Origin of the sequence: Pontivivens nitratireducens, assembly GCF_014235845.1 — a bacterium.
GTDB lineage: Bacteria > Pseudomonadota > Alphaproteobacteria > Rhodobacterales > Rhodobacteraceae > Pontivivens > Pontivivens nitratireducens.
Genome location: NZ_JACJUQ010000006.1, coordinates 1 through 19,535 on the forward strand (window position 1 = coordinate 1; position 19,535 = coordinate 19,535).

At 62.4% G+C, this 19,535-nt stretch carries 15 protein-coding genes; 9 read left to right on the top strand and 6 right to left on the bottom strand.

What is annotated here, in order from left to right:
* Positions 1–106 precede the first annotated feature (106 nt).
* Together H1S03_RS08425 and H1S03_RS08430 are read right to left on the bottom strand one after the other, a co-directional pair.
* Positions 107–496: an HIT domain-containing protein gene (locus H1S03_RS08425; RefSeq protein ID WP_185804041.1), complete on the bottom strand. Its 390-nt coding sequence runs from the start codon at positions 494–496 to the stop codon at positions 107–109.
* A 30-nt stretch (positions 497–526) separates the two neighbouring features.
* Positions 527–2,098: a DUF5928 domain-containing protein gene (locus H1S03_RS08430; RefSeq protein WP_185804042.1), complete on the bottom strand. Its 1,572-nt coding sequence runs from the start codon at positions 2,096–2,098 to the stop codon at positions 527–529.
* A gap of 117 nt (positions 2,099–2,215) precedes the next feature.
* Here H1S03_RS08430 and H1S03_RS08435 point away from each other — a divergent pair, with 117 nt between their 5' ends.
* The 4 genes from H1S03_RS08435 (at position 2,216) to H1S03_RS08450 (ending at position 8,679) form a co-directional block, all read left to right on the top strand.
* Positions 2,216–3,016, top strand: coding sequence for a sulfotransferase family protein (locus H1S03_RS08435; protein WP_166188570.1), 801 nt, complete (start codon positions 2,216–2,218; stop codon positions 3,014–3,016).
* A 7-nt stretch (positions 3,017–3,023) separates the two neighbouring features.
* Complete coding sequence (locus tag H1S03_RS08440) at positions 3,024–3,992, top strand: pyridoxal-phosphate dependent enzyme (protein ID WP_185804043.1); 969 nt, start codon at positions 3,024–3,026, stop codon at positions 3,990–3,992.
* 353 nt (positions 3,993–4,345) lie between these two features.
* Entirely contained in the window at positions 4,346–5,536 is a 1,191-nt protein-coding gene (locus H1S03_RS08445; protein ID WP_185804044.1) for an efflux RND transporter periplasmic adaptor subunit, read from the top strand.
* Positions 5,533–8,679, top strand: a complete 3,147-nt coding sequence (locus H1S03_RS08450; protein WP_185804045.1) for an efflux RND transporter permease subunit — start codon at positions 5,533–5,535, stop codon at positions 8,677–8,679. The genes H1S03_RS08445 and H1S03_RS08450 overlap by 4 nt, the downstream gene beginning before the upstream one ends.
* Positions 8,680–8,727: 48 nt before the next feature.
* On the opposite strand, the gene H1S03_RS08455 is transcribed toward H1S03_RS08450, so the two are convergent.
* Entirely contained in the window at positions 8,728–9,717 is a 990-nt protein-coding gene (locus tag H1S03_RS08455) for an adenosine kinase (RefSeq protein ID WP_185804046.1), read from the bottom strand.
* Positions 9,701–10,369 carry an endonuclease III gene (gene nth, locus H1S03_RS08460; RefSeq protein ID WP_249777859.1) on the bottom strand — a complete coding sequence of 223 codons (669 nt, stop codon included), beginning with the start codon at positions 10,367–10,369 and terminating at the stop codon, positions 9,701–9,703. The genes H1S03_RS08455 and nth overlap by 17 nt, the downstream gene beginning before the upstream one ends.
* A gap of 214 nt (positions 10,370–10,583) precedes the next feature.
* Between nth and H1S03_RS08465 the strand changes: the two genes are divergently transcribed.
* Positions 10,584–11,435 carry a methylated-DNA--[protein]-cysteine S-methyltransferase gene (locus H1S03_RS08465; RefSeq protein ID WP_185804047.1) on the top strand — a complete coding sequence of 284 codons (852 nt, stop codon included), beginning with the start codon at positions 10,584–10,586 and terminating at the stop codon, positions 11,433–11,435.
* 60 nt (positions 11,436–11,495) lie between these two features.
* Positions 11,496–11,888 (top strand): acyl-CoA thioester hydrolase YciA, encoded by a 393-nt coding sequence (gene yciA, locus H1S03_RS08470; protein WP_185804048.1) that lies wholly within the window; start codon positions 11,496–11,498, stop codon positions 11,886–11,888.
* A gap of 3 nt (positions 11,889–11,891) precedes the next feature.
* On the opposite strand, the gene H1S03_RS08475 is transcribed toward yciA, so the two are convergent.
* Entirely contained in the window at positions 11,892–12,557 is a 666-nt protein-coding gene (locus H1S03_RS08475; RefSeq protein ID WP_185804049.1) for an alpha-ketoglutarate-dependent dioxygenase AlkB family protein, read from the bottom strand.
* 260 nt (positions 12,558–12,817) lie between these two features.
* Between H1S03_RS08475 and dnaK the strand changes: the two genes are divergently transcribed.
* The 3 genes from dnaK to dnaJ all read left to right on the top strand — a co-directional run bounded on the left by dnaK (position 12,818) and on the right by dnaJ (position 17,107).
* Positions 12,818–14,740 (top strand): molecular chaperone DnaK, encoded by a 1,923-nt coding sequence (gene dnaK, locus H1S03_RS08480; protein WP_185804050.1) that lies wholly within the window; start codon positions 12,818–12,820, stop codon positions 14,738–14,740.
* Between the two features lie 71 nt (positions 14,741–14,811).
* Entirely contained in the window at positions 14,812–15,951 is a 1,140-nt protein-coding gene (locus H1S03_RS08485; protein ID WP_185804051.1) for a glycosyltransferase family 4 protein, read from the top strand.
* Position 15,952: 1 nt separating this feature from the next.
* Positions 15,953–17,107 carry a molecular chaperone DnaJ gene (gene dnaJ, locus H1S03_RS08490; RefSeq protein WP_185804052.1) on the top strand — a complete coding sequence of 385 codons (1,155 nt, stop codon included), beginning with the start codon at positions 15,953–15,955 and terminating at the stop codon, positions 17,105–17,107.
* Between the two features lie 109 nt (positions 17,108–17,216).
* Here dnaJ and H1S03_RS08495 read toward each other — a convergent pair whose 3' ends face one another.
* A complete protein-coding gene (locus H1S03_RS08495; RefSeq protein ID WP_185804053.1) occupies positions 17,217–19,475 on the bottom strand; it encodes an NADP-dependent malic enzyme in 2,259 nt (752 codons plus the stop codon).
* Positions 19,476–19,535 lie beyond the last annotated feature (60 nt).

Below are 19,535 nucleotides of genomic sequence, written 5' to 3' on the forward strand. Positions count from 1 at the left end.
ATGTCGCCGCATCACAACCTCCTCTGTCGGAGATACTGAATCACGCGACGAACGAATGGGGAAGCCTGATTATGGGGCCCTAGGCCGATGCCCGCCTTGCAGGCCGCTATTCCTTTGCGCTCGGGACGTTGATCATCCGGCCCAGGAACGCCCCGGCGAAGATGTGGACATGCAGGTGCGGCACCTCCTGATGGCCATCCGGTCCAGCATTGGACAGCATCCGGTATCCCGATCCCGCATCCGGCGTCACGCCCATCTGCTGCGCAACCTTGCCCAGCGTGCGGATATAGTCGGTGATTTCCGCTTCGCTCGCCTCCGCCGCGAAGTGGTCGAAGGTCACATAGGCGCCTTTGGGTATGACCAGCACATGTTGGGGGGCCTGCGGGGCGATATCCTCGAACGCGAGGCAATGCTCCGTTTCCATCACCGTCTTGTTGGGAATTTCACCGCGCAATATCTTCGCGAAGATGTTCTGGTCGTCATAGGTATAGGCCATGGTGGCTCTCCTCGTTCATGGGGTTCAGGTTCAGTCGAAGGTCAATTCGGAGATCGCGAAATCGCGCCCGTCTCCGAAGGGGATGTCCAGAAAGCGGGCTATCTGTTCCCCCGCCAGATCGGCGCTGTCCTCGGGGTTGAGCGCATATAGATGCGTCAGCCCCAGATCGCGTAGGGCGTTGCTGTCATCCTTGAATTGGCGGTCCAGGGTGCGGATCAAGGGGATCGAATCCGCCATCTGGGCCTCCTCGGGCAGCAGCCCGGCACGTTTCGCATGTCCCAAAAGGTACTCATCGTCGATATGGGTGCGCAACTCCATCACTCGCAGGCTGCACTGATCATCGCGGATATCGCGCAGCGCCTCGAAATTCGAAGGGTCGAGGCAGATCATCAAGCGATCCGTGCCATGATATTCCAGCAGCATTCGCAACACCGCCCGGCGGTGGCGACCCCGCTTGGGTTTCGAGGTCTCGATCCCGCCAAGTTGCGGCAGGACGCCGGAATCCTCGTCGAAGACATAGCCGTGAGCAGGCGGGCCGCCTGCACGGCGGGCCGCGTTCATGAACCGCTTTCCGACATGGTATTTCTTGCACACGACCACCAGCATTTCGCTGTCCCGGCCGATCTTGCCGCCGCGTTCCCAGAACCGCTCACCATATCGCCGCCCGACCCGGCCACGTTGCGTGACATAGGCATAGAGCGCCCCGGCGGTATCCGCGGTGACCATGCGGTCGAACTTCTGCGAATAAAGCGCGCGCAGATGATCGCGCAGGTTCAGCGCGTTTTCGGACACCTTCCGCGCGAACAGATGCGGCTGTGTTCGGATCAGGTCATAGTGATCGTCGTGAAACACCAGCGGCAATCCGTAATCGGAGAATGCGAGGAATGTCAGCGTCCGGTTGACCACCTGATCGCGGGGCGTCACGTGCATGACCAGCGTCTGAAAGAACGTCTCATCCGGGATCCAGGTGGTCGAGAAGAATTTCGGGATGTCCCGGCGTTGCGCGATCAGGTCCAGCACACGGTCCAGGGTCTTGCGCCGTAAGACACACCATTGCGAGCCGATATGGATCGTCAGCCCCTTCGGCGTACCACGCTGCAAGCCCAAAGCGCGTTGCAGCTTGAGAGAGCCGTAAAACAGCGCCTTTCGGGTGCGTTCGTTGAAATAGTGGCGGTAGTGCAGGCGGTCTTTCTTGATCCCGGTCTTGATCCAATCGCTTTCGAAAAAGTCGTGATGCTCGACGAAATCCTTGTCATTTTCCTCCAGAAACCGGGCGATATAGGCGCGGGATTTCGCTGGCATGCAATCGCCCGAGATGAAGTAGAAATGCGTGGCATCCGGCCAGCTCTTGCGCGCGATCCGCAAGGCGTTGAGCGTGGCGACCACCAGGCTCCATTCCCCCCAGCCGCATTTGACCCGGTCCGCGAAAACCACGTTGGGATCGCCTGCCAGCTCCTTTCGAATCGTGCTCCAGACCTCGGGGGGGGCGCTCTTGTCCACGTGAATGGCGATGCGATCTCCGAATTCGGTGAGCATACGCGCCTGCGCGATGACCCCATCGGGGTTTTTGTGGCAAAGCAGAATATAAGCAATCTGAACCATATGCCTTCAATGCGACGACACATGGCGCGGGGCAAGCTCTTTGACACCGCTTCAGCTTTCTTGACTTGAACTTCCGCCGCCTCCAATGAAGGGTGAGGACTTACCTGTGAGGCGAAAATGCCCTTCCCCGGAACATGGATGACCGAAAGCCAGTCGATGATCTACCGCGTGGTGCCGAAATGCGCCTGCTCGACCGTGGGTCAGATCATGTATTACGCCGATCACGGCGAATATTTCGACGGGGATATTCACGACGCAAAATCAGGCATCCACAAATGGGCGCTTGAGGACAGCCAACCCCTGCTGGAGGCCGCCGTTACCGGGCGGGAGCTGTACACCTTCACCGCCGTGCGCAATCCGTACAGCCGCATCCTGTCCAGCTTCTTCGACAAGATCGCAGGCATCCAGCGCAATGGCAAACGCTATCGCGGCAATCTGGTTCCGATGCTGACCAAGCGCTACGGGGTGGAGGTCGAAGGCGATTTCGATCAGATCAAGAGTTTCCGGCGGTTCCTGCTGTTCGTGCGCGACACCATCCGGTTTCGCAAACCGATGGACCCGGACATTCACTGGTCCGCCTGCTCGGGCCATGTCTCGACGCTGATCCGCAATGGCGGGCGCTACAATTACATCTTTCCCACGGAACGGTTCAACGACGGCATGAAGCATGTCCTGTCGCAGGTCGAAACCCGGCATTCCATCGACGTGGACACCATGCCCCGCTTTAACGAGAGCGCCGGGCACGGCCCCAAGCAGGCCCACCCGATTGAGGATTATTTCGACGACCTGTCGAATTTCATCATGCTTGAGATCTATCGGCGCGATTTCAACCTGTTCAAATACGCCAAGGAACCCAACCGGAACCCCCCGGTGAAGGAGATCGACATTGATGAGGTTTACGCGCGCCTCACGAAGTGAGCACCGGATGCCCGATCTCAACGAGATCGACGCGGCGGCCAAACGGCTGCGCGGGCGGATTGTGGCGACGCCGATCCTGCCGCTGACCACCGATCGCCTGTCCGATGTCCTGCCCGAGGGGGCGCAGGTCTTCATGAAGATGGAGTTGTTCCAGCAGGCCGGCAGCTTCAAATCGCGCGGCGTGCTGCTGGGCATCGACGCCATGACGGATGCGCAACGCGCGGCAGGGGTCATCGCCTCATCCGGGGGCAATCACGCGCTGGCCGTGGCATGGGCCGCGAATGCCGCCGGTATCGACGCCCTGATCATCATGCCGGAGGCCGCAGATCCGCAGACCGTCGCACGGGTGGCCGATCTGGGCGCCACGATCGAGCGAACCAGCGGCTCCGCCACCAATCTGGCCTATCTGGATGAAAAGACCTCTCAGACGGGCCGCACCAAGCTGCATCCGTTCGAGGCACCGCACATGCTGCTGGGGGCCGCGACCTGCGGTTACGAGATCGTCTGCGCCCTGCCCGATCTGGATGCGATCATCGTTCCCGTCGGCGGCGGTGGCCTGATCGCCGGGGTGTCGCGCGCGGTCAAGCTGTTCTCCCCCGCTTGTCAGGTCATCGGGGTGGAGCCTGTCGGTGCCGCGGGCATGACCCGTTCGGTGGAGGCGGGATCGCCGCAGACCCTGGACAGCGTGCAGACCGTCGCCGTCAGCCTGGCCGCATCGCGGGCGGAGCCGCTGACCTTTTCTGCCGTTCAGGCGCATGTGGACCGGATGCTTACCCTGCCAGATTCCGCGCTGATCGCGGCGATGCGCCGGTTCAATACCGACTTGTCGCTAATGGTGGAGCCCGCCTGCGCCGCCTCCTTCGCTGCGCTGACGGGGCCATTGCGCGCGGAACTGGCCGGAAAGAGGGTCGCCATCATCGCCTGCGGATCGAATATCGGGCGCGCGGGCCATGCAAGGATTCTGGACGCAAGCTGACCCTCGTTACGTCACGAAAGGTTCAACCGCGCTCACTTACATCCGGCAAGGTTAAATCCATATTGAACGTCTATGGATATCCAGACAGACCCGCGCGGAGCGTTCTCCGATCAATTCGGCTGCACCGCTCACGTCAGGGAACTGGCCGGGCATCTGCCGCGCGGCGCGGCGCGTGGCCTTAGCAACATTCTGAATTCACGATTTTTTTCCTATGACCGGGGCAACTGCCACAGGCGATCCGACCGGGGACGTACCGTTCATCTGAACCGTTTCGTTGACTTTCACGTTAACCACAACCAAGTCATACGGAACTTTACAGAACTACAGTCACTTAACGGCGGGGCCTCGGCATAATGAGCGATACGAACAAGACGACCGACGCATCCGATGCGGCGGACACGCTCGATTTTGAAACCTCGGGCGGGTCGGGTGTTTCAGGCTGGGTCGCGACTGTCCTGACGCTGGCGCTGATCGCCTGGATGGGCAGCGGCTACATCTTTCCGGCTGAGGAAGCCGCCGCGCCAGAAGCACGTGACGCGGGTCGCCGCGCCGCCACGGTCGCCGTGCGCGCCTCCGTCGCGGAGGAAGTCACGCAGTTTTTCGTGGCCGAAGGGCAGGCTCTGCCCGATCGGGAGACGATGATCCGTGCCGAAACCTCGGGCGAGATCGAGAGCCTGAGCGTGCAGAAGGGCCAGATCGTCGATGCCCGGGTCGAGATTGCCCGGATCGCCGCCGCCGAACGCTCAGCCCAGTTGACCCAGGCCAACGCCGAGATCGAGCGCGCCACGCGTGAGGTGGAAAACGCGCAGTCCCTGCTGGAACGCGGGGTCGCCACGCAGGACCGTGTGACCGATGCCCGCGCGGCCCTGGCCACGGCGCAGGCGCAACTTGCCACGGTCGAGCAGGGGCTGGACAATACCGTGATCCGCGCGCCCTTTCCCGGATTGCTGGACGATCTGACCATCGACCCAGGTGAATATGTGCAGGCCGGAACCGAGGTCGGCCGCATCATCGACACCGATCCCCTGACAATCGAGGTGCAGGTGCCCCAGCAGGCGGTGTCCGGCATCCGTGCAGACCAGTCAGCGATGGTCAGCTTCATTACCGGGGAAACCCGTGAGGGGACAGTGACCTACGTGTCGGGCAGCGCCGATGCACAGACACGCACGTTCCGGGCGGAGGTTCAGGTCGCGAACCCGGACGGGGCCATCCCCTCCGGTGTTTCGGCCCAGATCCGCGTGCCTGTGGGTGAGGCTACGGCTCATTTCATCAGCCCCGCGGTCCTCGCGCTGGGGACCGACGGAATTCTGGGTGTGAAAACCCTCGAAGAGGACAATACGGTCGGCTTCACCCCTGTGGAAATCGTGCGGGCCCAGACCGACGGGATCTGGGTGTCGGGGCTGGATGACCAGGCCACGATCATCACCATCGGTCAGGGCTTCGTCTCCGCCGGGGAGCAGGTCGATCCACGTGACGAGGCGGCGATCGCGCAGGTCAATCTGGCGGCCCCCGTATCCCCCGACGATACGGAAGACGCCCGATGAACAGCCTGATCTCCGCCGCCTTCGGGCGGGCCCGCGTGGTGGCCCTGCTGCTGATATCCATTCTGACAATCGGCGCCGTGGGCTATGTCGCGATTCCCAAGGAATCCTCCCCCGAGGTTGCGATCCCCATCATCTATGTCGTCACCACGCTGGAGGGGATCAGCCCCGAGGACAGTGAGCGTCTGCTGGTCGAACCGCTGGAAACCGAGTTGTCCTCCATCGAGGGTCTGAAGGAGATGACCGGCTCCGCGGTCGAGGGTTATGCCTCCGTCACGCTGGAATTCGACCCCGGATTCGAGTTCGAAGAAGCCCTGAGCAAGGTGCGAGAGGCGGTGGACCGCGCCAAGACGGACCTGCCCGAGGACGCCACCGAACCCAGCGTGAACGAGGTCAACACCTCGCTGTTTCCGATCCTGACCACCATCCTGTCCGGCCCCGTCCCCGAACGGACCCTGATCCGCATCGCCGAGGATTTGCAGGACGACATGGAGGCCCTGGAGGGCGTGCTGGAAGTCGATATCGGCGGCACGCGTCAGGAGCTGCTTGAGGTCCTCATCGACCCTACCGTCTTTGAAACCTACAACCTGACATTCGAGGAACTGATCGGACAGATCAGTCGCAACAACCGCCTGATCGCCGCCGGGGCCATCGACACTGGCGCGGGGCGTCTGGTGCTCAAGGTGCCCGGCCTGATCGAGGATCTGGACGACGTTCTGAACATGCCGGTCAAGGTGCGAGGCACCACCGTCGTCACCTTCGCGGACATCGCCACCGTGCGCCGCACCTACCGCGACCCCGACAGCTTTGCCCGCATCGACGGCCAGCCCGCGCTGGCGCTGGAGATCAAGAAACGCGTCGGCGCCAACATTATCGAAACCGTCGCACAGGTGAAGGACGTCATCGAGCAGTCCAGCCGCGACTGGCCCGATACCGTCCGCATCGAATACATGCAGGACGAAAGCGCGCAGGTCGAGGACATGCTGGGCGATCTGGAAAACAACGTCATCGCCGCCGTGGTGCTGGTGATGATCGTGATCGTTTTCGCCCTGGGCATCCGCACCTCGATCCTTGTCGGCCTGTCGATCCCCGGCGCGTTCCTGGCCGGTGTCGCGGTGCTGTGGATGATGGGCTACACGATGAATATCGTCGTGCTGTTTTCCCTGATCCTGGTGGTGGGGATGCTTGTTGACGGTGCCATCGTCACAACCGAACTGGCCGACAGGCGGCTGTTGGCCGGCGATACCCCGCGCCAGGCCTATTCCCATGCGGCAAAGCGCATGGCATGGCCGATCATCGCCTCGACCGCGACCACGCTCAGCGTGTTTTTCCCGCTGCTGTTCTGGGACGGCATCGTGGGTGAGTTCATGAAATTCCTGCCGATTACGGTGATAGTTACGCTTGGCGCTTCGCTGCTGATGGCGCTGATCTTCATTCCGGTGCTGGGCGGCCTGATCGGCAAGGCGCAACCGCAATCCCCCCGGCAACGTGCGCAACTCGCCGCTGCCGAAACCGGCGATCCGCGCGATATGAAGGGTCTGGCCGGCGGCTATGTCGCCGCGCTGGAATGGGCGATCCTGCGCCCGGGCCGCACGCTGATCTTCGCACTTATCGCATTGGTTGCGTCCTTCGTCGCCTATGGCCAGTTCGGCACCGGCGTGTCGTTCTTCCCCTCGGTCGAGCCTGATTTCGCGCAGGTTCAGATCCGCTCCCGCGATAACTTCTCGATCTACGAGCGGGATGAGCTGGTGCGCCAGGTCGAGGATCGCCTGCTCGACTTTGACGAGATTCAGAGCGTCTATGCCCGCTCCACCCTGGGCGGCGGGCAGACGGATGAGGACGTGATCGGCACGATCCAGCTTGAATTCACCGAATGGGACACCCGCCGCACCGCCGAACAGATCGGTGAGGATATCCGCGATGCTGTCGCGGACATTGCTGGCATAGACGTGCAATATGCCGTGCAGCAGGCCGGTCCCGGCGCGGGCAAGCCCATCGCGCTGGACGTGATATCGCGCAACGCCGCGGATCAGCAGGCCGCCGTGGTCATGATCCGCGAGGCCATGGATCGGGTCGGCGGATTTACCGATGTTACCGACGATCGACCGCTTCCCGGCGTGGAATGGCAACTGGATGTGAACCGGGCCGAGGCGGCGCGCTTCGGCGCCGACATCACTCTTCTGGGTCAGGCTGTCCAACTGCTGACCAATGGGATCGAAGTCGCTGAATACCGCCCCGACGACGCTGAGGGCGAGGTCGACATCCGGGTCCGTTTTCCCGCCAACGAACGCACGTTGGAGGAGTTGGAGAGCCTGCGCATTCCCACCGCTGCGGGCCTGATCCCCATCGGCAACTTCGTCGATTTCGTGCCTGCGCCACGTTCCGGCACGATCCACCGCAGCGATCAGCGGCGCGTCATCACGATCGAGGCCGACGTGGCCCCCGGCCTGTTGCCCAACGATCAGGTGATCGAACTGCAAGCGGCCATAGACCAACTGGATCTGCCCCCGTCCGTCGAGGCGACTTTCGGAGGTGAGGCACAGGATCAGGCCGATGCCGCCGCGTTCCTGATAACGGCATTTTTCGCCGCCCTTGCCGCGATGGTGGTCATCCTCGTTACCCAGTTCAACAGCCTGTATCAGGCGCTGGTGGTGATGAGCGCGATCGTCTTCTCGGTCGCGGGGGTCTTGCTGGGGCTGATCATCACCGGGCGCCCGTTCGGCGTTGTCATGGGCGGGATCGGTGTGATCGCGCTGGCCGGTATCGTGGTGAACAACAATATCGTGCTGATCGACACCTACAACGATCTGCGAAAGGAGGGGCAATCCGCGCGCGAAGCGCTGCTGCGCACCGGGGCACAACGTCTGCGTCCCGTGGTTCTGACCTCACTGACCACCGCGCTCGGCCTGATGCCGATGGTGATCGGGGTGAATATCGACTTCTTCAACCGCTCCATCGTGTTCGGCGCCCCCTCGACCCAATGGTGGACGGAGCTGAGCTCCGCCATCGCGGGCGGGTTGGTGTTCGCAACCGTGCTCACGCTGATCGTGACGCCTGCCATGCTGATGCTGGGCGTTCGCTTGGGCGAATGGCGGGCACGGCGGCGCATGCGGCGTCAGCCCGGCCACGCCGTGCCCGCCGAGTGATCCTGCCCCCGCCAGCGCGTCCGGCGGGGGCTTCGTCTAATCCGAAGGTCAGAGGCCAGCCTGTTCGAACAGCGGGCGAAGATCCTGTTCGGGGCGCGCGCCCATATGGCTGATCACCTCCGCCGCCGCGATGCATCCCATCCGGCCCGCGTCGAGCAGGCTGCGCCCGGTGATCAGACCGTTCAGGAAACCCGCCGCGAACTGATCGCCCGCGCCCGTTGCATCGACCGGGACGACGCGGTGCACCGGAACCTGGACCCGTTCGTCACCGCGGATGATGATCACATCGTCACCCGAGCGTGTGCACACGACCAGCGGGCAGGCGGCGGTGGCGGCCTTCAGCGTCTCCTCCAGATCCTTCGTCTCATATAACGTGTTGAATTCAGCCTCATTGCCGATGACGTAGTCCAGATCGTCGGTGAGCAGAGCCTGAAAGTCGGCGCGGTGCCGATCGACGCAGAACGGATCGCTGAGCGCGATGCCCGCCATGCCGCCCGCCGCGTGAACCGCGCGTGCAGCCTTGGTAAATGCGGCCTTTCCCTGATCCTTGTCGAACAGATACCCCTCCAGGTACAGAATCTGCGCCTCCTTCACCACGTCTTCGTCAACGTCGTCGGGGCCAACCTCGGACGAGATGCCCAGATAGGTATTCATCGAGCGTTCGCCGTCCGGGCTGACGAAGATCATCGAGCGCGATGTCGGCAGATCGCCCGATGCCACCGGGGCATTGGGAAAATCCGTGCCGCCATTCGTCATCGCCTCGGCATAGAACCGGCCCAGCGCATCGTCGCGCACGCGCCCGATAAAGGCCGTGGACCGCCCCATATTGCCCAGACCCGCCAATGTGTTCGCCACCGAACCGCCCGCCGCCTGCACCCGATCATCCATCGAGGCGTAAAGGGTTTCGCCCCGTGACCGTTCCACCAGCTGCATGATGCCCTTGGTGATGCCCATGTGTTCCAGAAAGCTGTCGTCGGACTGGGCGATCACATCGACAACGGCGTTGCCGATGCCCACGACTTCATAGCGTTTGGTCATAAATCTTGTCCTCGAAGGTACATATGTCGTTGATAAGGCAGTGCGCGCAATCAGGCTTGCGCGCCTTGCAGGTATAGCGCCCGTGCAGGATCAGCCAGTGATGGGCGTGTTGCTGGAATTGCGCCGGGACCCGGTCCTCGATCGCGCGTTCCACCGCGACCACGTCCTTGCCCATGGCCAGACCCGTGCGATTGCCGACGCGAAAGATATGGGTATCGACCGCCTGCGCGGGATGCTTGAACCACATGTTCAGCACCACGTTCGCCGTCTTGCGCCCGACACCGGGCAGCGATTCCAGTGCCGCGCGGCTGGACGGAACCTCACCGCCGAAATCCTCGACGAGGATACGGCTCAACTTGATGACGTTCTTCGCCTTGTTGCGGTAGAGGCCGATGGTGCGGATATGTTCCGTCACGCCCTCCTCCCCCAGATCGAGCATCTTTTGCGGTGTGTCCGCGATGCGGAACAGTTCCTGCGTCGCGCGGTTCACGCCCTTGTCGGTTGCCTGCGCGCTCAACGCGACGGCAACGACGAGGGTGAAGGCGTTGACGTGATCCAGTTCTCCCTTCGGCTCCGCGCAATCGTTGCGGAACCGGGTAAAGACCTCGACAATCTGGGAATATGTAAGTGGCGTGGACATGGCGACCGTCATGCCATGCCCGGCCCTTGCGATCAAAGGCAGAATCCCGCCCTGCGCCATGAATATCCGTCAACCCGAGGCGAAAACCGCCCGGCGGGCTGGGATGCCCCTGCCGAAAGACGAAACGTCACGCGGAGCCACCTGCCCCGCCGCAAGATTCGGGTCGCTGGCGTGCGGTGCTTCGTGCGAGGATCGTCCAGGAACCAGCGGTACGAGGGGGAAACCCATGTCACGAGAGAGCGGCAGCGCGCAATACGCCCTGATGGCCCGGGCCCTGAAACACATCGAGGATAATCGCCTCGACCAGCCGACATTGGGCGATGTGGCGGCGTCCGTGGGGTTGAGCGCCCCGCATTTCCAGCGGGAGTTCAGCCGCTGGGTCGGCATCAGCCCCAAACGCTATCAGCAGTATCTGACGCTGGATCACGCGCGGCATTTACTTAAGGACCGTTTTACCGTGCTCGACACAACGTTTGAGACGGGGCTGTCGGGGCCGGGCCGGTTGCACGACCTGTTCGTGCGGTGGGAGGCGATGACCCCGGGGGACTATGCCCGGGGCGGAGCCGGGCTGACCATTGATTACGGCTGGTTCGACAGCCCCTTTGGCGAGGTTCTGGCAATGGGAACCGATCGGGGTCTGTGCGGCATGGCCTTCGCGGCGGAAACCGGACGGGAGGCGGCGTTCGAGGATATGTGCGCCCGCTGGCCCGCCGCCACATTCGTCGAGGCACCCACCACCGTGGCCGGATGGGCCCGCGCCGCATTCGGGCAGGGTGGCGAAGCCCGGCTGCACCTGATCGGCGCGCCGTTCCAGATCAAGGTCTGGGAGGCGCTGCTGTCGATCCCCTCGGGCCACGTGACCAGCTATTCGCAAATTGCCCAGGCCATCGGCAACCCCGCAGCCGTGCGCGCCGTCGGCACGGCGGTGGGGCGCAATCCGATCAGTTGGCTGATCCCGTGCCACCGGGCCATGCGCAAATCCGGCGGTCTGGGCGGCTATCACTGGGGATTGCCGGTCAAACGCGCGATGCTGGCCTGGGAATCCGCGCGGGCGGATGCGCGCGATGACGCTGCATAGGGGTTACCTGAGGCCCGTATAGGGCTTGCCCCATCGCAGCGATATGCGCATTCTGCCGTCATGACGGAACAAAATCTCTGCCCCAGCGGCACGCTATCGCTTCAGACCCTCGCCATGCCGGCGGACACCAACGCAAACGGAGATATCTTCGGCGGGTGGATGATGGGACAGATGGACCTCGGCTCCTCGGTTCTGGCACGGACCCGCGCGCGCGGTCGTGTCACGACCGTCGCAGTGGAGGGGATGACCTTTCACAAGCCTGTACATGTCGGTGATCTGGTCAGCATCTACGCCGAGATGCTGCGCGAGGGCACGACCTCCATGCGCATCGGGGTGGAGGTCTGGGTGACCAGACAACCTAGCGGTGAAGTGCTCAAGGTGACGGAGGCCGTCTTTACCTTCGTGGCGGTCGATATTTCGGGCAAGAAGCGGCCCCTGCCCGCACAGGAATGACGTTCAGCCGTGATCGACCACGCGCAGCGTCAGGTTGATCCGCCCTCCGTCGCGCAACAGGGTCGAGGTGCCGGGCAGGATCCGGTCCACCCCATGATATGCCAGCCGCGCGGCACCGCCCATGACGACGATATCGCCGCTTTCCAGCCGCACGCTGCTGGTCGGATCGCCGCGCTTCACCCCGCCCATGCGAAAGGTCGCGGTATCCCCAAGTGAGATCGACAGCACGGGCCAGTCGAAATCCCCTTCGTCCCGGTCCTGATGCATCCCCATCCGGGCGGAGGTGTCGTAATAATTCACGAGGCAGCAATCGGGCGTGCGGGCAATGCCTGTCATGTGATGCCAGATATCCAGAATTTGTTCGGGGATCGGCGGCCACTCTTGTTCACTGGCCCGGTCACTGGCCTGCTCTTCGGCCTGTTCCCTGCCCCGCACACCGGGATATGTCGGGCTATAACGGTAACCTGCCCGATCGGTGATCCAGCCCAGCCGCCCCGCTGCGCTCATCCGAACGCTCATCGCCTTGCCGGAGGGGGTTACGGGCCGGATCAGGGGGGCGGCGCGAATGATATCACGCACGGCGTCGCGCAAATCCTCCTGCTGCGGGCGCGACAGCGCATTCTTGTAGATGTCGAACCCCTGCACCGTCAGCTTTGCGGGCCTGTCCATGTGCGGCCTCCGGTATCTGCCGATCCGCCACATGTTCGGATCGTTTGTTTCGCGCGGCTCAAACTACCCCGATACACGCCGCTGCGCCTGTCCCGCACTCATGTATACACAATGCGAACCAGATGGTTGCGGCGGCAAGAAGCGGCTCCTATATCACCGTTCAGTAACGGTCGGTTCCACAAGCGGGATCGGCAGGGATGGGGAGCGGGGGCCTCCGAGCAGGACCCGGACCCCAAAATCGCCAAGAAAAGGGACTCAACATGTCTAAAGTTATCGGTATTGACCTCGGAACAACCAACTCCTGCGTCGCCATCATGGATGGCAGCCAGGCGAAAGTGATTGAAAACTCGGAAGGCGCGCGCACGACGCCCTCCATGGTCGGCTTCACGGAGGATGAGCGCCTCGTGGGCCAGCCTGCGAAGCGGCAGGCCGTGACCAACCCCTCCAACACCCTGTTCGCTGTCAAGCGTCTGATCGGCCGCCAGTTCGGTGACCCGCTGGTCGAGAAGGACAAGAGCATGGTTCCCTTCAACATCGTCGAGGGGCCGAACGGCGACGCGTGGGTCGAGGCACGGGGTGAGAAATATTCCCCCAGCCAGGTCTCCGCGTTCATCCTGCAAAAGATGAAGGAAACGGCGGAGCAATATCTGGGTGAGAAGGTCGAAAAGGCCGTCATCACCGTTCCCGCCTATTTCAACGACGCCCAGCGTCAGGCCACCAAGGACGCGGGCAAGATCGCGGGCCTCGAAGTGCTGCGCATCATCAACGAGCCGACCGCGGCGGCGCTGGCCTATGGCCTCGACAAGGAAGGCTCCAAGACCATCGCGGTCTATGACCTTGGCGGCGGTACGTTCGACATCTCGATCCTGGAGATCGACGAAGGCCTGTTCGAAGTGAAATCCACCAATGGCGACACGTTCCTGGGTGGTGAAGATTTCGACATGCGCATCGTCGAATACCTCGCCGATCAGTTCAAGAAAGAGAACGGCATCGACCTGCGCGGCGACAAGCTGGCGCTGCAGCGTCTGAAGGAAGCGGCGGAGAAGGCGAAGATCGAGCTGTCCTCCACCTCGCAGACCGAAATCAACCAGCCGTTCATCTCGATGAACCCGGACACCAAGCAGCCGGTTCACCTCGTCATGAAGCTGACCCGCGCCAAGCTGGAAAGCCTGGTCTCCGACCTGATCGCCCGTTCGATCAAGCCGCTGAAGGCCGCGTTGAAGGATGCGGGCCTGACCACCTCCGATATCGACGAGGTCGTGATGGTCGGCGGCATGACCCGTATGCCCAAGGTGTACGAGGAAGTGACCAAGTTCTTCGGCAAGGAGCCGCACAAGGGTGTGAACCCCGATGAGGTTGTCGCGATGGGCGCCGCCATTCAGGCCGGTGTTCTGCAAGGCGACGTCAAGGACGTGGTCCTGCTCGACGTGACCCCGCTGAGCCTGGGCATCGAAACGCTGGGTGGCGTGTTCACCCGCCTGATCGACCGCAACACCACGATCCCGACGAAGAAGTCGCAGATCTTCTCCACCGCCGAGGACAACCAGAACGCCGTGACGATCCGGGTGTTCCAGGGTGAGCGTGAGATGGCCGCGGACAACAAGATCCTGGGCCAGTTCAACTTGGAGGACATCCCCCCGGCGCCGCGCGGTCTGCCGCAGATCGAAGTGACCTTCGACATCGACGCCAACGGCATCGTGTCCGTCTCCGCCAAGGACAAGGGGACGAACAAGGAGCACAAGATCACCATTCAGGCGAGCGGCGGTCTGTCCGATGAGGACATCGAGGCGATGGTCCGCGAGGCCGAGGAGAACGCGGAAGCCGACAAGGAACGCCGCGAACTGGTCGAGGCCCGCAACCAGGCGGAAAGCCTGATGGACTCCACCGAGAAATCGCTGGAGGAGCACAAGGACAAGGTCAGCTCCACCACGGTCGAGGCCATCGAGCTGGCCATCGCGCAGCTCAAGGACGCGCTGGAAGGCGACAATACCGGCAAGATCAAGTCGTCCATGCAGAACCTGACCGAATCCGCCATGAAGCTGGGTGAAGCCATCTACAAGGCGCAGGAGGAAGAAGGCGAGGACGACAGCGAACCGCGTGCCGCCGACGATGCAATGGGTGAGGACGATGTCGTTGACGCGGACTACACCGATGTCGATGACGACGACAAGAAGGCGTCCTGATCGCACTCCGCGGTGAATAGAGATGCGGCCCGATACGTCGGGCCGTATTTCTTGCAGGCAGGATCAGCATCATGATTGTAATTTCAGCGCAGACCTTTCCCCCAAAATCCGGTGGAATCGAAGCCCTCATGTCGGGGCTTGCATCTGAATGCGTTGCAGCTGGATACGAGGTGCTGGTTCTGGCCGACGGGCGCCGCGGTGATGATGTTCTGCAACCTTACAAGATCGAGAGGTTTCGCGGCCCGCGTCCGCTCAGACAAAGGCTCAAGGCGCTTCGTCTGCGTTACCTGGCACAATCTGGCAAGGTCGAGGCAATCTACACCTGTTCATGGAAAAGTGTCGAAGCGATTGGTCGCAAATTGCGCTGCCCGGTTGTGACTTTCGGTCATGGGAATGAATTCAAGGCGTCGAAATCGGATCGTATACATACGGCATTGCAGTGGGCATCTGCTTTGATATGCGTTTCCGATGAAACACGTAGAAGAGCTGACGGGATGATCCCGGAAGGCACAACCGTTCAGGTCATAAACCCTCCCGTGCAGGAACCTGCGCCGTCCAGTAAGGATGACCGGGATTGGGCCGAGAAGCAGTTCGGATCCTCATCCGCACGTATTCTTTCCCTGTCGCGCCTTATACCGCTGAAAGGTCATGATCAAACGATCCGGGCCATTGCAGAACTTGTCCCGGAATTTCCCGGTATCAAACTGGTAATCGCGGGGGATGGAGAGGACCACGCCAGGCTCAGCACGCTCGCCCAGGATTTGGGCGTTCGCGATCATGTCGTTTTCACTGGCCGCGTAGAGGGCGGGCGCAAAACGGCATTGTTCGAATCCGCAAATCTCTTTGCACAACCGGGCCGGCAGATCGGGCAGGAACGTGAAGGTTTCGGGATTACTTATCTCGAAGCCGCATTGCACGGCCTGGCCAGCATCACTGGTAATCAGGGTGGCGCCCCCGAGGCAGTCATTTCCGATAAAACCGGATACATCGTAGACGGCAACAGTCTTGACGAGATCGTCGAGGCCTTTCGTAAAATACTTTCCGACAACAGCAACGCACAGAAATTTTCCAACGCGGCACGCGAACATGGCAAGGCCGCGCTTTGGAAGAACAAGATCGGTGAAATTCTCGCCGTTGCAGGACTTCAAGCTCGCCGTGATGTCAGCTTGCAGGTAGGACGGAACGATCCTTTCAAGGGGAAAGACACCTGATATGTCAAAACGTGACTATTATGAGGTTCTGGGCGTGTCCAAGGGCGCGACCGAGGCTGAAATCAAGAAAGCGTTCAAGAAGAAGGTGATGGAACATCACCCCGACCGCAATCCTGACAACCCCAAATCCGAGGGGCTGTTCAAGGAGGCGAACGAAGCGCATGACGTTCTGAAGGATCCTGAGAAGCGGGCGGCCTATGACCGCTACGGCCACGCTGCCTTCGAGGGTGGCATGGGGGGCGGCGGCGGGCGGCGCGCGCAGGGCGGGGCGGACTTTTCCTCCGCGTTCTCGGACGTGTTCGACGATCTGTTCGGCGATTTCATGGGCGGTCAGCGCGGCGGTGGCCGGGGCGGGCAACGTGCCACGCGCGGCTCCGATCTGCGCTACAACATGCGCATCACGCTGGAGGAAGCCTTCGCCGGCAAGCAGGCAAGCATCACCGTTCCCGGCTCCTCCACCTGTGATGTGTGTGAGGGCACCGGCGCGGAGGGCGGCGCGGAACCCGCGACCTGCCCCACCTGTTCAGGCATGGGAAAGGTCCGCGCGCAGCAGGGTTTCTTTACGATCGAGCGGGCATGTCCGACCTGTGAAGGTCGCGGCCAGATCATCAAGAACCCTTGTCGCAATTGTGGCGGCACCGGCCGGGTCGAGAAGGAACGCACGCTGACCGTCAATATTCCCAAGGGGGTAGAGACCGGCACGCGGATCCGTCTGGCTGGTGAGGGCGAGGCAGGCCTGCGCGGTGGACCGTCGGGCGATCTTTATATCTTCATCGAAGTGGCCAGCCACCCGATTTTCGAACGCGATGGCGTCAACCTGTTCTGCCGGATTCCCGTGCCGATGGCGACTGCGGCCCTGGGCGGCGATATCGAGGCCCCCAATCTGGATGGCGGCCGCAGCCGCGTGAAGGTCCCCGCCGGTGTGCAATCGGGCAAGCAGTTGCGGCTGCGCAGCAAGGGTATGCCGCATCTGCGCGGTCAGGGCGTCGGCGATCTCTATATCGAGTTGGCAGTGGAAACGCCGGTCAATCTGACGGCCCGGCAAAAGGAATTGCTGTCCGAGTTCAAGGCGGAAAGCGTCAAGAACAGCCCGGACAGCGAGGACTTCCTGTCCAAGGTCAAGGGATTCTGGGACGGGATGCGCGGCACCGGCTGATCCGCCGCACCCTTTGCGAAATCTGAAAACGCCCGTGCATCCCGCGCGGGCGTTTTCGATTCAGGGATCGTTTGATTCAGGGGGCAGCTACAGCCCACCGCCCGGACGATCAGCCGACACGACAGGCCGCCATCAGCGCCATGTGCAGGATGTCCCTGACCGTGGCGGTGGTCGAGGTCAGTTTTACCTGACGGTCGATCCCGCTGAGGATCGGCCCGATCACCGTCGCACCCGCCAGTTCCTGCATCATCTTGACGGAGATCGACGCGGAATGGCGCGCTGGAACCACGATGATGTTCGCTGGGCCGGACAGGCGGCAAAATGGGTATTGCCGCATCACGTCGGCGTTCAGCGCGACATCGACGGTCATTTCGCCATCATATTCGAAATCGACATTTCGCGCGTCCAGCGCCTCGACCGCGTGGTGCATCTTCTCCGCCCGCTCGGACACAGGGTAGCCGAAATTGGAGAACGAGCAGAACGCCACACGTGGTTCCAGACCCAGCGACCGGGCGACCTTCGCGGCCTGCTCCGCGATATTGGCGAGGTCCTCACGTTCCGGCCATTCGTGCACCAGCGTGTCCGCGATCAGGATCAGCCGCCCGTTATGCAGGATCGCGGAGATTCCGACCGCGCCATCCGCCGCCGTCGCATCGAACACCAGGCCGATCTGCGACAGGACCTGCGCGCTTTTCCGCGTGGCCCCCGTCACCATGCCGTCCGCCATGTCATGCGCCAGCATCAGCGCCGCAAAGACATGCCTGTCCCGACTGGCGAGGCGGTAGCAATCGCGCTGGTCCAACCCCTTGCGTTGCAGCCGCGCGTACAGGTAGTCGGCCATCTGTTGCAGGTTGTCGACGGTGCCCGCGTTCACCACCTCGATCTCATCAATCGCATCGGGCTGACCGGACGCCTCCAGCATGGCGGCGATTTCATCGCGCCGTCCGACCACCAGCGCCTGGCCGAGGCCAGAGCGTCGATAGGTCAACGCCGCGCGCACCACACGTTCGTCATCCCCCTCGGCGAAGATCATGCGCGCCTGCGCCCTGCGTGCCCGGTTGAACAGGCCGTCGAGCACCGATGCCGTCGGATCCAGCCGGGATTTCAGCGCCAGTTCATAGCTGTCCATGTCGATGATCGGACGGCGCGCGACACCCGTATCCATTCCCGCCTTGGCCACGGCCGGGGGGACCACGTGGATCAGGCGCGGGTCGAAGGGTGTGGGGATGATGTAATCGCGCCCGAATTGCAGCTTGCGCCCATAGGCCATCGCCACCTCGTCCGGCACGTCCTGCCGGGCCAGATCGGCCAAGGCCTCGGCACAGGCGATCTTCATCTCATCGTTGATGGCACGGGCGTGAATATCGAGCGCACCGCGAAACAGGTAGGGAAAGCCCAGCACGTTGTTGACCTGATTGGGGTAATCCGACCGCCCGGTGGCGACGATGGCGTCCTCACGCACGGCATGCGCTTCCTCCGGCGTGATTTCCGGGTCGGGGTTGGCCATGGCGAAGATCACCGGGTTCCGCGCCATGCTGGCGATCATCTTCGCCGTTACGGCACCTTTGACCGATACGCCCAGAAAAACGTCGGCCCCGTGCATCGCGTCCTCCAACGTGCGGTCATCGGTATGGGCGGCGTGGGCGCTCTTCCATTGGTTCATCCCCTCGGTCCGACCCTGATAGATGACGCCTTTCGTGTCGCAGGCGATGCAATTGTCGTGGCGCGCACCCATCGCCTTGATCAATTCGATACAGGCGATCCCGGCGGCACCGGCGCCATTGAGCACGATCTTGCAATCCTCGATCTTCTTGCCGGAAATCCGCAGCGCGTTCATCAAACCGGCGGCACAGATCACGGCGGTGCCGTGCTGGTCATCGTGAAAGACGGGAATGTCCATCTCCTCCTTCAACCGCTGCTCGATGATGAAACATTCGGGGGCCTTGATATCCTCAAGGTTGATGCCGCCGAAGGACGGGCCCATCAGCTTGACCGCGTTGATGAAGGCCTCTGGATCCTCGGTATCCAGTTCGAGGTCGATGGAGTTCACGTCAGCGAAGCGTTTGAACAGCACCGCCTTGCCCTCCATCACCGGCTTGGACGCCAGCGCGCCCAGATTGCCCAGCCCCAGAACCGCCGTACCGTTCGAGATCACGGCGACCATGTTGCCCTTGGTGGTATAGTCATAGGCCAGCGCGGGGTCCCTCGCGATCGCCTCGCACGGGACGGCGACGCCGGGCGAATAGGCAAGGCTGAGATCGCGCTGCGTTGTCATCGCGGTAGAGGCGCGAACCTCCAGCTTACCCGGCGTGGGCGCCAGGTGATATGCCAGCGCGTCCTCATCCGTTATCCGTGTCTTCCTGGTCATCCACCTGTCCCTTGAATTTTGCTTTTCGACACGTTTAGCGGGCCATGCCGGGCGCACAAA

Bases quoted from the DNA above. Each gene is read 5' to 3' on its own strand.
- H1S03_RS08445 (WP_185804044.1), top strand. From the start codon at position 4,346: ATGAGCGATACGAACAAGACGACCGACGCATCCGATGCGGCGGACACG.
- H1S03_RS08440 (WP_185804043.1), top strand. From the start codon at position 3,024: ATGCCCGATCTCAACGAGATCGACGCGGCGGCCAAACGGCTGCGCGGG.
- H1S03_RS08475 (WP_185804049.1), bottom strand. From the start codon at position 12,557: ATGGACAGGCCCGCAAAGCTGACGGTGCAGGGGTTCGACATCTACAAG.
- H1S03_RS08430 (WP_185804042.1), bottom strand. From the start codon at position 2,098: ATGGTTCAGATTGCTTATATTCTGCTTTGCCACAAAAACCCCGATGGG.
- H1S03_RS08485 (WP_185804051.1), top strand. From the start codon at position 14,812: ATGATTGTAATTTCAGCGCAGACCTTTCCCCCAAAATCCGGTGGAATC.
- yciA (WP_185804048.1), top strand. From the start codon at position 11,496: ATGACGGAACAAAATCTCTGCCCCAGCGGCACGCTATCGCTTCAGACC.
- dnaJ (WP_185804052.1), top strand. From the start codon at position 15,953: ATGTCAAAACGTGACTATTATGAGGTTCTGGGCGTGTCCAAGGGCGCG.
- H1S03_RS08465 (WP_185804047.1), top strand. From the start codon at position 10,584: ATGTCACGAGAGAGCGGCAGCGCGCAATACGCCCTGATGGCCCGGGCC.
- H1S03_RS08455 (WP_185804046.1), bottom strand. From the start codon at position 9,717: ATGACCAAACGCTATGAAGTCGTGGGCATCGGCAACGCCGTTGTCGAT.
- H1S03_RS08495 (WP_185804053.1), bottom strand. From the start codon at position 19,475: ATGACCAGGAAGACACGGATAACGGATGAGGACGCGCTGGCATATCAC.
- dnaK (WP_185804050.1), top strand. From the start codon at position 12,818: ATGTCTAAAGTTATCGGTATTGACCTCGGAACAACCAACTCCTGCGTC.
- nth (WP_249777859.1), bottom strand. From the start codon at position 10,369: ATGACGGTCGCCATGTCCACGCCACTTACATATTCCCAGATTGTCGAG.
- H1S03_RS08450 (WP_185804045.1), top strand. From the start codon at position 5,533: ATGAACAGCCTGATCTCCGCCGCCTTCGGGCGGGCCCGCGTGGTGGCC.
- H1S03_RS08425 (WP_185804041.1), bottom strand. From the start codon at position 496: ATGGCCTATACCTATGACGACCAGAACATCTTCGCGAAGATATTGCGC.
- H1S03_RS08435 (WP_166188570.1), top strand. From the start codon at position 2,216: ATGCCCTTCCCCGGAACATGGATGACCGAAAGCCAGTCGATGATCTAC.